Source organism: Streptococcus sp. KHUD_014, from assembly GCF_051106275.1.
Taxonomy (GTDB): Bacteria; Bacillota; Bacilli; order Lactobacillales; family Streptococcaceae; genus Streptococcus.
Window position 1 is genome coordinate 681,271 of record NZ_CP193666.1, and the last position, 12,959, is coordinate 694,229.

General features: G+C 39.7%; 12 protein-coding genes. 10 read left to right on the plus strand and 2 right to left on the minus strand.

Annotation, left to right across the window (positions count from 1 at the left end):
• The first annotated feature begins 3 nt into the window (after positions 1 to 3).
• Positions 4 to 327, plus strand: coding sequence for a potassium channel family protein (locus ACORHT_RS03350; RefSeq protein ID WP_001253404.1), 324 nt, complete (start codon positions 4 to 6; stop codon positions 325 to 327).
• A complete protein-coding gene (locus tag ACORHT_RS03355; RefSeq protein WP_281334641.1) occupies positions 324 to 1,373 on the plus strand; it encodes a DUF389 domain-containing protein in 1,050 nt (349 codons plus the stop codon). Before ACORHT_RS03350 ends, ACORHT_RS03355 begins: the two co-directional genes overlap by 4 nt.
• Before the next feature lie 212 nt (positions 1,374 to 1,585).
• Here ACORHT_RS03355 and thrS read toward each other — a convergent pair whose 3' ends face one another.
• The gene (thrS, locus tag ACORHT_RS03360; protein WP_281334640.1) at positions 1,586 to 3,529 is read right to left on the minus strand and encodes a threonine--tRNA ligase; all 1,944 of its coding nucleotides are present in this window, start codon (positions 3,527 to 3,529) and stop codon (positions 1,586 to 1,588) included.
• 318 nt (positions 3,530 to 3,847) lie between these two features.
• Complete coding sequence (locus ACORHT_RS03365) at positions 3,848 to 4,222, minus strand: hypothetical protein (RefSeq protein ID WP_434350604.1); 375 nt, start codon at positions 4,220 to 4,222, stop codon at positions 3,848 to 3,850.
• Between the two features lie 205 nt (positions 4,223 to 4,427).
• Here ACORHT_RS03365 and rpsO point away from each other — a divergent pair, with 205 nt between their 5' ends.
• The 8 genes from rpsO (at position 4,428) to ACORHT_RS03405 (ending at position 12,832) form a co-directional block, all read left to right on the plus strand.
• A complete protein-coding gene (rpsO, locus tag ACORHT_RS03370; RefSeq protein WP_001018251.1) occupies positions 4,428 to 4,697 on the plus strand; it encodes a 30S ribosomal protein S15 in 270 nt (89 codons plus the stop codon).
• Positions 4,698 to 5,438: 741 nt separating this feature from the next.
• On the plus strand, positions 5,439 to 6,032 hold the full coding sequence (locus ACORHT_RS03375; protein WP_434350605.1) for a CadD family cadmium resistance transporter: 594 nt from the start codon (positions 5,439 to 5,441) through the stop codon (positions 6,030 to 6,032).
• 179 nt (positions 6,033 to 6,211) lie between these two features.
• A complete protein-coding gene (locus ACORHT_RS03380) occupies positions 6,212 to 7,258 on the plus strand; it encodes a FecCD family ABC transporter permease (protein ID WP_434350606.1) in 1,047 nt (348 codons plus the stop codon).
• A 1-nt stretch (position 7,259) separates the two neighbouring features.
• Positions 7,260 to 8,015, plus strand: coding sequence for an ABC transporter ATP-binding protein (locus tag ACORHT_RS03385; protein WP_434350607.1), 756 nt, complete (start codon positions 7,260 to 7,262; stop codon positions 8,013 to 8,015).
• 22 nt (positions 8,016 to 8,037) lie between these two features.
• Positions 8,038 to 9,048, plus strand: coding sequence for an ABC transporter substrate-binding protein (locus tag ACORHT_RS03390; RefSeq protein WP_434350608.1), 1,011 nt, complete (start codon positions 8,038 to 8,040; stop codon positions 9,046 to 9,048).
• On the plus strand, positions 9,029 to 9,724 hold the full coding sequence (locus ACORHT_RS03395) for an alpha/beta hydrolase-fold protein (protein WP_434350609.1): 696 nt from the start codon (positions 9,029 to 9,031) through the stop codon (positions 9,722 to 9,724). The genes ACORHT_RS03390 and ACORHT_RS03395 overlap by 20 nt, the downstream gene beginning before the upstream one ends.
• Before the next feature lie 156 nt (positions 9,725 to 9,880).
• On the plus strand, positions 9,881 to 11,224 hold the full coding sequence (locus tag ACORHT_RS03400; protein ID WP_434350610.1) for a DEAD/DEAH box helicase: 1,344 nt from the start codon (positions 9,881 to 9,883) through the stop codon (positions 11,222 to 11,224).
• A 246-nt stretch (positions 11,225 to 11,470) separates the two neighbouring features.
• Positions 11,471 to 12,832, plus strand: a complete 1,362-nt coding sequence (locus ACORHT_RS03405; protein ID WP_434350611.1) for a VWA domain-containing protein — start codon at positions 11,471 to 11,473, stop codon at positions 12,830 to 12,832.
• Positions 12,833 to 12,959 lie beyond the last annotated feature (127 nt).

Consider the following 12,959-nt stretch of genomic DNA (forward strand, 5'->3'; position numbering starts at 1 on the left):
CAAATGAGACGTTTAAAAATGTTATGGCATATTATACAGGTTACGGGTTTTACTCGGTTTGCTCTGAGTTTTGTGACCTTTGTTTTTGGGTCAGGAGGCGTGCTTTTCCTAGTTGAACCTGCTATCACAAATTACGGAGACGGTCTTTGGTATGCTTTTGTGACTTCGACGACTGTCGGCTACGGGGATCTCCTAGCTGTGACCTTGATTGGAAGGATTACCAGTGTCTTCTTGACGATTTATGGGCTCATATTTTTTGGCTGTTTATCAGCTGTTATTATTAATTATTATACCGATTTAAATAAGGAAAGAGGAGAGGACAAATGACTGCCAATTATTCAACACGGGAATACCGTGAGAAATTATACGATGACCTTCATGTTCGATTGAGAGATACAGCGATTTTGATGTGTGCAATTTTTATTGCCTCTATCGGTCTAAATATGAATTCAACAGCTGTTATTATTGGAGCCATGTTAATTTCACCTCTCATGACACCGATTGTTGGACTGGGATTCGGTTTAGCTATTTTTGATACGCGTTTAATCAAGCAATCTCTAGAGGTTTTATTGACTCAAGTGTTGGTCAGTTTGCTTGTCTCGACTCTGTATTTCTGGATTTCTCCCTTGTCTTATGCAAGTAGCGAGTTGATCGCACGAACCTCTCCAACCATTTGGGATGTTCTCATTGCTATTGCTGGTGGGATTGCTGGTGTGATCGGTTCAAGGAAAAAAGAAGCAAACAATATCGTGCCAGGAGTAGCCATTGCTACAGCTTTGATGCCGCCTATCTGTACTGCTGGCTATGGTTTAGCTAATGGGAATGTACGATTTTTATTGGGGGCTCTCTATCTTTTCTTGATCAACTGTGTCTTTATCATGCTAACCAATATTGTTGGAACAAGAATTTTAATGAGAAAATCTCCTTTAAGTTCATTTAAAGAGCTAAACATTAAAATGAGAATTGGGCTGATATCCTTGATTGTATTATTGGTTCTTCCAGCCAGCTATTCAGCAGTCACTCTGACGATGGATCAAGCACGAAAAGAAGGGATCAAACAGTTTGTAGAAAATGAGTTCGCCAATCATACGGTCATTAATCAAGTCTACAAGTCAAGTAATAATGAATTGGTCTTGACGGTTGTTGGAGATCCGATTTCAGAAGAAGAATTAGAAACCATTCGCCAAAAACAAGCCTCTTACGGTATTCAATCTGTTCAATTGAAAGTCAAGCAATTCCATAATTCGGCAAAATTAGATAGTGAGACGATTAAGGAATTTTACGAAAACATTGACAAGTATATCGAACAAAAACTCTCTGAAAAAGATTTACAAAACGATCGCGCAAAAGAAAATGAAGCAGACAAGGACTGAGGATAGTCAACTTATCTAACTCATGGAAGCAAATCATGGGAGGATATCCTACACTCAAAAATTAGTGGGTAGAAAGGATTGTTGATGAGGATACTATTTGTGGTGGTTTGATCAATCACTACTAGCTCAGCTTAATCAAAATACAAAAAAGCAACAACTGAAATAGTTGTTGCTTTTTCTTACTGAAAAATGTCTCTCAGATTGTGATCGGTTTATTTCTCAACTCGTGATTTGTTGGCGATATCTGCAAGAATCAATTCTACAAATGCATCTACCGGCATGGTTTCTGTTTCTTTTTGACCATAACGGCGAACGTTTACGGCTTGCTCTTCCATTTCCTTGTCACCAACGATCAATTGGTAAGGAATTTTTTGAGTTTGAGAAGCACGAATCTTGAACTGCATTTTCTCATTGCGTTCATCCACATCAGCACGGACACCACGGTCACGGAGTTTCTTAGCTACTTCCCAAGCGTAGTCCACGTGTTTTTCGTTAGATACTGGGATAAGGGTTACTTGGTGTGGTGCAAGCCATGTTGGGAAGGCACCCTTGTAGTTCTCAATCAAGATCGCTGTGAAGCGTTCCATAGTTGAGATAACCCCACGGTGAATCATAACTGGACGGTGTTCTTCACCATCAGCTCCGATATATTTAAGGTCGAAGCGTTCTGGGAGCAAGAAGTCAAGCTGGATTGTAGAAAGAGTTTCTTCTTTACCAAGAGCTGTCTTAACTTGGATATCCAATTTTGGTCCGTAGAAGGCTGCTTCCCCTTCAGCTTCAAAGTAGTCAAGTCCCATGTCATCCATAGCTGATTTCAACATACGTTGAGCATTTTCCCACATTTCATCATTATCAAAATATTTGTGAGTATCTTGAGGATCACGATATGATAAACGGAAACGATAGTCAGTCAAGTTGAAATCTTCGTAAACATCTATAATCAATTGAAGCGTACGTTGGAACTCATCTTTAATTTGTTCAGGTGTTACGAAAGTGTGACCGTCATTAAGTGACATTTCACGTACACGTTGAAGCCCTGTGAGAGCACCAGATTTTTCATAGCGGTGCATCATACCGATTTCAGCAATACGGATTGGCAATTCACGGTAAGAGTGAACGTGGTGTTTAAAGACTTCGATATGGTGAGGACAGTTCATTGGACGAAGAACGAATTCTTCCCCGTCTCCCATATCCATAGTAGGGAACATATCTTCACGGTAGTGATCCCAGTGACCAGAAGTCTTGTAAAGTTCTACTGAGGCAATTGGTGGAGTGTAGACGTGTTGGTAACCAGCAGCGATTTCCTTGTCGACGATGTAGCGCTCTAATTCACGACGGATAGTAGCCCCATTTGGCAACCAGAACGGAAGCCCTTGTCCAACTTCTTGAGAAATCATGAAGAGGTCAAGCTCTTTACCAAGTTTACGGTGGTCACGTTCCTTAGCTTCTTCACGCATTTGAAGGTAGTTTTTCAAGTCTTTCTTGTCGAACCAAGCTGTACCGTAAATACGTTGCATCATAGCATTGTCGCTATTTCCACGCCAGTAAGCACCAGCTACGTTAAGAAGGTGGAAGATTTGAATACGACCAGTTGAAGGCACGTGAGGGCCACGGCAGAGGTCAACGTACTCACCTTGACGGTAGATGGTCAAGCCACCCTCATCTTCTGAGTGTTCTTCGATCAATTCTAACTTGTATGGATCGTTTTTGAAAATTTCACGCGCTTCATCTTTAGTCACTTCCTCACGAATAGATGGGAAGTTTTCTTTAACGATTTTTTGCATTTCTTCTTCGATACGAGGAAGATCTTCGTTAGATATTTGACCAGCTTGGTTGTCTGTATCGTAGTAGAAACCATCTTCAATAGCTGGACCGACACCCAAGTGGATATCTGGGAAGAGACGACGAGCAGCTTGGGCAAACAAGTGTGCAGCCGAGTGACGCAAGATTGGAAGGGCATCTTCGTGATCAGGTGTCACGATTTCGATGCTTCCGTCTTCAGTGATAGCACGAGTAGTGTCGATGAGTTTGCCGTTAAATTTACCAGCAAGAGCTTTTTTAGCTAGGGAATTGCTGATGGATTGAGCAATTTCAAAAGTTGTAACGCCAGATTCGAATTCACGAACAGCGCCATCTGGGAAAGTAATTTTGATCATGGTTTTCTCCTTATATTAGTTATCCATTATTTCTAGAGCAGAGGTGTTTCCCTATTTTGCAGTCTTAAATCAAGAAAAACAAAAAGCGACATCCTAAAAAGGACGTCGCAACGTGGTTCCACCTTCATTTATGTTCCTCGAAAAAGAGGGACACCTCTGATTGGCTCTAACGTGGCCACCGTTTTATGTTTGCATAAAAGTCAGTAGAGTAGTATCAGTTTAGGCTTCCTATGCGTTCTCAGCAACCACGCACTCTCTGGTAGAAAGGGGCTAAGCGACTTGTCTCTATGCATTATTATAGCATGATTGTGAGATTTTTCAAGGATTTTGTGAAAGTTTTTTCCTTTTCAGTTTTTGCACTAGATTCTTAATAGCTACACCGACAGCCATACCCGCGAGGGCAAAGATTTCATAGGCTAGGAAGTAGAGAAGGATAAATTCTCCGAAAGTAATGATGGTAAAGCAAAAGAGAAATCCAACTCCAATTAACCACCAAACTGAGAACTTGAAACGATAAGAGTAGAATAGTGATACTATGAAAGTCACCAGTGGAGAGAAGATAATAACGTTGCCGATGGTGAGCTCCTTCAAGATATAGTTTTCAGTAATAGTCCATAATAACAGCTGGTAAAGTGGCCAATAAAAGAATAATATGACCAGATAGTAGGGGAGATATTGCGAGAATTTACGCATGGTAATCACCTCTCTTTTCAAGATGTCAACTTAGATATCCTTCCTATAACTATTATAGCACATTTGCGGTAAGAACAGTAAATCAGTTGACAAAGAACTTAGTTATTGGTAGAATAGAAATTGTCGTAAAGACAAATAACTTCTTCTTGGTTACAGGCATGCCAACCTGTCACTCGGATGAAGCCAAATAAAAAGGAGAAACATCATGGCAATCTCAAAAGAGAAAAAAAATGAAATCATTGCACAATATGCACGTCACGAAGGTGATACAGGTTCAGTAGAGGTTCAAGTTGCTGTCCTTACTTGGGAAATCAACCACCTTAACGAACACATCAAACAACATAAAAAAGACCACGCTACTTACCGTGGATTGATGAAGAAAATCGGTCGCCGTCGTAACTTGCTTGCATACTTGCGTAAAAACGACGTTAACCGTTACCGTGAGTTGATCAACTCTCTTGGACTTCGTCGCTAATCTTGCGTCTAAAACGTTTCTATACTTCGTTGGCTTCGCCTCGATGTACCATCAGTACAATCTTCGGCTTGCCGCCTAGTCTATAAACGTTTTATCCAGCAAGAATCAAGCTCTCTGACTTCAGAGGGCTTTTTGTTTTTGTCAAGTGCTTAGGCCGTGTTCAATTGAGCACATCTTGAAAATAAGGCTACTCTAGTTGAGTAGCTTTTTATTTTTGTCACCTTACCTCGATATACTCAAGTATAATCTTCGGTTACGGTTCCTAGCACTGTAAGGTAAAATAAACCAGAATGATCTCCCTTCGGGGAGATTTTTTGTTTCACTAACATTTTTGTACAATCTTCGGCTTGCCGTCTAGTCTATAAACGTTTTATCCAGTAAGAATCAAGCTCTCTGACTTCAGGGAGCTTTTTTATTGAGGTTTTATCGGCCACAATTTTGGAGACTACAAAAACCTTGCGCTTGAGTCAATTTAGTTGAAATAGGACTACAAAAACCTCAAATGGTAGTAGTCTGCAAGACCCTCGGAGAGCCCACACTTTACGAAGTAAAGTATAGTATGTTATACTTTACATGGAAGTAGTCACCGAATTCCAGTTAGAAATTACTTTGTAACTACGTTTTGAGGAGGAGTAAAATGCTTTCCTACGTTCGACATTACCCATTAGCGATAGCTAAATTAATGTGTCTGTGCTCTCCTAAAATCTGCTGATTTATTACTGACTAATACAGGAGGTTTTTATGGGACAGACAATCATATCTGCTATTGGTGTTTATATTTCCACCAGTATCGATTATTTAATTATTTTATTTATTTTATTTGCACAGCTATCACAGAATAAACAAAAATGGCATATTTATGCGGGGCAATATCTAGGCACAGGCTTACTTGTAGGGGCGAGTTTAGTTGCTGCTTATGTCGTTAATTTCGTGCCTGAAGAATGGATGGTTGGATTGCTTGGTTTAATCCCTATCTATTTAGGGATTCGCTTTGCAATTGTTGGAGAAGGTGAGGAAGAAGAGGAAGAAATTATTGAAAGATTAGAACAAAGCAAGGCAAATCAACTGTTTTGGACAGTTACATTGCTGACAATTGCGTCTGGCGGAGATAATTTAGGTATCTATATACCTTATTTTGCTTCGTTAGATTGGTCACAGACACTCGTGGCGTTGCTTGTGTTTGCAATCGGCATAATTATCTTTTGCGAGCTTAGTCGTGTGCTATCCTCTATGCCGTTAATATCCGAGACAATTGAAAAATATGAGCGAATCATTGTGCCCTTAGTATTCATTCTACTTGGACTATACATCATGTATGAAAATGGCACGATATAGACTTTTCTGATCGTGGAGATTTTTTAGTTTACTAGGATTTTAGCCCATGATCAAATCAGCCCTCTGACTTCAGAGGGCTTTTTTGTGTGTATTTTTCTAGTCTTGCTCATGATTTAGAAATGTGGTATACTGTTTATTAAAATTGTCAAAATTTTTAATCTTTGTTAAAGGAGGGGTTCATGCTTTCCAAATTTTCTGGAAGCCATCAAAACCTGAGATATTGTTTTTTACTAGCTATCCTGTTAGGAGCCTTGGGGATTTCTCTGTTTCTGGCAGTTTCTATGGGTTCTGTTCAAATTAGTTTGAGTGATACCTATCGGATTATATTGAGTAAGATGGGAGCTCCGTTGGATATAGGAGACCTTTCAAAATCTACACTTGCTATTGTTTGGAATATGAGATTGCCACGGGTTTTTCTTGGATTGATTGTGGGTGCAGGCCTTTCCATGTGTGGCAGTGTCATGCAGTCAACAGTCAATAATCCAATCGCAGAGCCCTATGTATTAGGAATTTCAGCCGGGGCAACCTTTGGAGCAACTTTGAGTATTATTCTTGGATTTAAGGTCATGATTGGTCTAGGCTCTTTCCTTGGAGCGATTTTAGCAACTCTTGCAGTCCTTCTGATTGCTTCCATGCAAGGCAGGATGACAACTTCTAGCTTAATCTTATCGGGTACGGTAGTGAATGCCCTATTTTTGGCTTTTTCAAACTTTATTATCTCTATCGGGGCCAATGCTGATAGCGTTATGACCATCAAGTTTTGGACCATGGGTTCTTTAGCGGGGACCTCCTGGGCTCACTTAACTTTGCCAACAGTAGTAGTGGGAATAGCTTTCTTATTTTTCTCAACCCAATATCGTGTTTTTAATGCCATGATGATGGGAGATGAGGCGGCTTTGACCTTGGGAGTTCCCTTGCGTTTTTACTGGTATCTCTATGTGACGATTGTGGCTATAATGACAGCAATCTTTGTATCGACCTGTGGGATTATAGGTTTTGTTGGCCTCATCACACCTCATCTAGCCCGAAGTTTGGTTGGGACAAATTACAGGAGGCTATTTCCAATTGCAACCTTACTAGGCGCCCTCTTTGTCGTCTGGGCAGATGTTCTTGCTCGTGTCTTGATTCAAAATGCTGAACTTCCGATTGGTATCTTCACAGCCTTAGTTGGTGCACCTTTCTTTATCTACATGGTTGGAAGTAGACGAAGGGAGGTGAGGGTCTGATATGGACTTAATGTGCCAGGATATTCACTTTGGAATAGGAGAAAAAAAGATTCTCAAAGGAGTCTCACTTAAACTTGAGGGAAACCAATTTCATACCATTTTAGGACCAAATGGCAGTGGGAAGACTAGCTTATTGAAACTCCTCTATCGACAGGAAAAGCCTGATCAGGGCTTGATTTATCTAGATGGAAAGCCACTGGAACAATTGAGCGTCAAGGAAACGGCAAAGCAGATGGCTGTCATCACGCAGTTTAATCAACTCCAGTTTGATTGTACGGTTGAGGAAATCGTCATGCTGGGTAGGACGCCCCATCTCTCTTTCTTACAAAAAGAAAAAGACAGAGATTTTGCTCTGGTTGAGGATGCTCTGGTCAAGGTAGATATGTTTGAAAAGAGAAATCGACTCTACTCTTCTTTGTCAGGAGGAGAGAAGCAGCGGGTTTTGTTGGCACGTGCCTTGGCCCAAGAACCGACTCTCCTGCTCTTAGACGAACCAACCAATCATTTAGATATCAAGTACCAGCTAGACTTGTTAACCATTGTCAAACATCTCAATATCAATGTACTAGCAGTATTACATGATATTCAGCTAGCTTGTCGCTATTCAGACTATCTCTACCTAATGAAAGAAGGAGAGATTGTTTACCAAGGGACTCCAAAAGAGACCATCACACCCGAGTCATTGCAGACTATCTATGACGTCCAAAGTCAGATTACTTGGACAGAAGATCAGCAAGCCATGATTCACTATTTATAAAAAATGAAAAGGATAACAAATCATGAAAAAAACACTTAGTATATTGCTCCTAACAGTAGCTACCTTAACTTTAGCAGCTTGTGGAAATAGTGCAACAGAAAAAGCTACCACACAATCAAGCACAGAGACAAGTCAAAAGGCTAGTACAGAAACCAGCTATCCTGTAACCATCAAAACTTATGATGCCAAAGGAAATGAAGTCGAACAAGTCTTTGAAAAGACACCTGAAAAGGTCATCACCAACAACCTCTCAACAACTGAAATCCTACTTGAACTCGGTTTGAAGGATAAAATTGCCGGTATGCTCAATCCTGATAATGCTGTAACTGGTAAATACAAGGAAGCCATTGAAGCTATCCCTCATATTGGTGATAAAAAATCTGTCTCACAAGAAACAGTTCTTTCTTATGAACCAGATGCCTTGATGGGACGGAACATGATGTTCTCTGAAAAGTCAATGGGAACTATCAGTGCTTGGAATGAAAATAAAATCCCTGTTTATACGCAAAAAGCCTCACTTTCAAATATTCAACAGGATTTGGGAAATATCGTAGAAGATGTGAAGAATCTTGGTACCATTTTTAATGTCCAAGACAAGGCTAATCAATACGCAGAGCAATTGCAAGCTAAAATCGATGCGGTTAAAAAAGCTAACCCAGAAACACAGGGTGAAAAGAAAAAAGCTTTGATTATGGTTGCTTATAACGACGAAACCTTTGGTGCCTACAAGTCAGCCCTTCAAGAAAGCTTGCTCAACCAACTTGGTTACACAAATGTCGCAACAGGAACATCTGGTTTGACCTTGGAAAATCTAGTATCAATGGATCCAGAGTTGATTATCTATGTAACCAGCGACCGCAATCAAAAGTTGGATGAAAAAGCAGTGGATTTGATGAAGGCAAATGCTGTTTTGGAAAATGTCCCAGCAATCAAGAACCAAAAAATCATGACCATCTCTTACGATGAGTTGATGGATTACGGTCCTGCAGTGATTGATTCCCTTGAAAAAATCAATGACTTTCTCAAGAAATAAGGAGTTTAACTGGGAAGGGATTCAGGTAAGGGTCAGCCTTCCTTCAAACTATGATCCTCAACAAGCCTACCCAATGGTTCTGTTAAATGATGGGCAATTGGACTATTTGTCAGACCTATCCCAATCTGTGATTTTGGTAGGTTTGATTCCAGAAAACCGTCTGGATGACTTTACACCTTGGAAAGCTAGAGCTTTGAAAGAAGGTGCTCCAGATTTTGGTGGAAGACTAGACCGATACCATCAAAAGATCTTTCAAGGGATTCTAACAACTCTAAAAAAATCCTACTTGATAGATGAAAGCAGGAGTGCTTATGGTGGCTATTCACTGGGCGGTCTTGCAGCTGTTTATAGTCTCTATAGTAATCATCTTCCTGTGACCTGTATCTTTTCTATCTGTGGTTCCTTCTGGTATCCAGACTTTATAGACTTTTGCAGGGAACATACTTTGATACAGAGCCAAAGCCTTATTTATCTGCAAAATGGTCAGACAGAAGGTGCCAATCATTCCAATCGTCTGTCTAAGGCTCCTCTTTTTGCAGGGGAACTTCATGATCTGATATCAGAGAAAGTTCCCTCAACATATTCCACCTTTGATGCTTATGGGCATCATGAAGCTCTCGACCAACGCTATCAACATTTTTGTGATTGGCTAAAAAAAGAGTGGAAGCTTTCGTAAAAATCTAATACTCTTTGTTTAGGATGGACAGAGAGTATTTTACTTGTCTTTATTCGGGTACATTTTAAAATTTCAGTGAGTTTATCTAAAATGAAAGTTTAACTGAAATGCATCAAAATGTGGTATAATGAGTAGATAGATAGAATCGAGGATATTATGTCATTTACGAAATTTAAATTTAAAAAATATATAGAAGAAGCTTTGGAGGAATTGAAGTTTACGACTCCTACCGAGGTGCAGGATAAGTTGATTCCTATTGTCCTAGCAGGTCGCGACTTGGTTGGTGAATCAAAAACAGGTTCTGGAAAGACTCATACTTTCTTGCTTCCAATTTTCCAACAGTTGGATGAAGAGAGCGATAGCGTGCAGGCAGTTATCACAGCTCCTAGCCGTGAGTTGGCAACGCAGATTTACCAAGCGGCTCGTCAGATTGCAGGACACTCAGAAGTAGAGATTCGTGTTGTGAACTATGTTGGTGGTACAGATAAGGCGCGCCAAATTGACAAACTGGCAAGCAACCAGCCCCATATTGTTATCGGAACACCAGGTCGTATCTATGATTTGGTAAAATCAGGCGATTTGGCTATCCACAAGGCTAAGACCTTTGTAGTCGATGAAGCTGATATGACCTTGGATATGGGATTCTTGGAAACAGTTGATAAGATTGCAGGAAGTCTTCCAAAAGACTTACAGTTTATGGTCTTTTCAGCGACTATTCCGCAAAAACTGCAACCATTCTTGAAAAAATACTTGTCTAATCCAGTTATGGAAAAAATCAAGACCAAAACAGTTATCTCAGATACCATTGATAACTGGTTGATTTCGACCAAGGGTCGTGACAAGAATGCTCAGATTTATGAGTTGACTCAAGTCATGCAGCCTTATCTAGCCATGATTTTTGTCAATACAAAAACTCGTGCGGATGAATTGCATACCTACCTAACAGCCCAAGGCTTGAAGGTTGCTAAGATTCATGGGGATATTGCTCCTCGTGAACGTAAACGGATCATGAATCAGGTCAAAAATCTTGATTTTGAGTATATCGTAGCAACTGACCTGGCTGCGCGTGGTATTGATATTGAGGGTGTCAGCCACGTTATCAATGATGCCATTCCACAAGACTTGTCTTTCTTTGTTCACCGTGTCGGACGAACTGGACGTAATGGTTTACCAGGAACAGCTATTACACTTTACCAGCCTAGTGATGACTCAGATATTCGTGAGTTGGAAAAACTAGGAATCAAGTTTACTCCTAAGATGGTTAAAGACGGAGAGTTCCAAGATACTTATGACCGTGACCGCCGTGCTAATCGTGAGAAGAAACAGGAAAAACTGGACATCGAAATGATTGGCTTGGTTAAAAAGAAAAAGAAAAAAGTCAAGCCAGGCTATAAGAAAAAAATCCAGTGGGCGGTCGATGAAAAACGTCGTAAAACCAAGCGTGCAGAAAGTCGTGCTCGTGGACGTGCAGAGCGTAAAGCCAAACGCCAAACATTTTAAAAATAAGACAGTAGAACCAAGTCGGTTTTACTGTTTTTTGTTAGCTAATATTTATAGGATAATATAAGTATCAAGTTTGAAATGGTTTGATAAATGAAATGAGAAGCTTTTAAAACACCGACTTTATAAGGTTTTTGGATAGTTAACTATAAAACGGAAAACACTTGCAAACTATAGTAATTTATGTTATTCTCAAGTAAACAGATTTAAAAAAATGTCTAAATCTGAAAAAGAAAAGAGGTTCTTATGGATAAAGGATTATTGAAACAACAACGTTTTTCATTTCGTAAAATGAAAGTTGGATTGGCTTCTGTAGCGATTCTTTTTGCCTTTGCTCAGCTTGGACAAGTTTCTGCAGATGAAACAAGTAAACCTGTTTCGAGTGAAAGTGTCAAGACAAGTGAAACAGTAAAATCACCTATTGAAGTTGCAACTGAAGAAATTGCAGCAGAAAGTGAGAAACCTGTTGTAAAAGAATCAGAAGCAAAACCAGGAGATTTAATCGAGGTTTCTACCAAACGATCACCTATTGATGTCAAAGAAAGTCAAGAAGGCAATCAGAAAGTCCATATTGAAACCTCTGTAGCTGAGGTAACTAAAACTGAAATTGCTCCAGAAAAAGTGGAAAAAATTCCAGAACCTGTAACTACGACAAAAGAGAATACTGTAGCTGCTAAGGATAAAGATGGAAATTCTTATACTCAGTACGAACGAGTAGACAAGACAACAACTGTGGAAATAACTAAAACACTACCAACTGTTAAAAAAGCAGGAGCAGCTGATATTGTTTTCGTGGTTGACCGTTCAGGATCTATGGGAGGAACTATTAATACTGTTCGTAAAAATGTCAATGAGTTTGCAAGAAATCTTGCCAAAGATGGAGTAGCGGCACGTTTTGGATTAGCTACATATAGTGATGAAGTATACGGACGTCGATTAGGAAAAACTGACGAAGATACAATTCTAACGAAATTTGGTGAGACTTATTTTACAACAGATCCAGTTGAACTTGAAAAAGCCTTAGAAAAAATTAAGATTGCACATGGGGGAGATTCTCCTGAAACAGCAACTCCTGCTCTCACAAAGATTGTTTCTACTTACGACTGGTCTAAGTCACCAAAAAATAAAAAGTTTGTGGTGTTGTTAACAGATGCTAGGATGAAAGAAGATCCGTCAATTCCATCTATCGCTGAGACATTAACAACTCTGAAAAAAGCTGGTATTGATAGAATCGTAGCGACAACCTTGTATAATCAACGAAACTATAAAGATTTTGTATCTGAAGGTCGATTAATGACTATTGATCGTAACTTGGCTGACTCTTTAACTAAGGATGCAGCTTCATGGATTGTGGAAACAGTCAGTGAGGGACGTCAGTACAAGGTAACAAAAGACAGCTACCAATTCTACTTGGAACGTCGTACAACAGTGCCAGTTTTGGAGCAGAAAGTAACTCCTAAACCAGAACCTACTGCTTACAAACCAGCACCAGCTAAACTTCCTGAAACAGGAAGCAATGATACTAGAAATCAAAGTCTTATGGGACTTGGGTTATTGATGGCTGGATTTGGATTAGTAGTAAGCAATAGAAAATCAAAAGAACAGTAGTATAAAGTAAAAAAACACTTGATGTGGGCTATATGCTTTCCAATCAAGTGTTTTTTCTTATAATCTAAGAACTGTTAGGATTAGACTAAAGTAGGTGTGGTTCAAATATTCTGATGGGATTTTTATG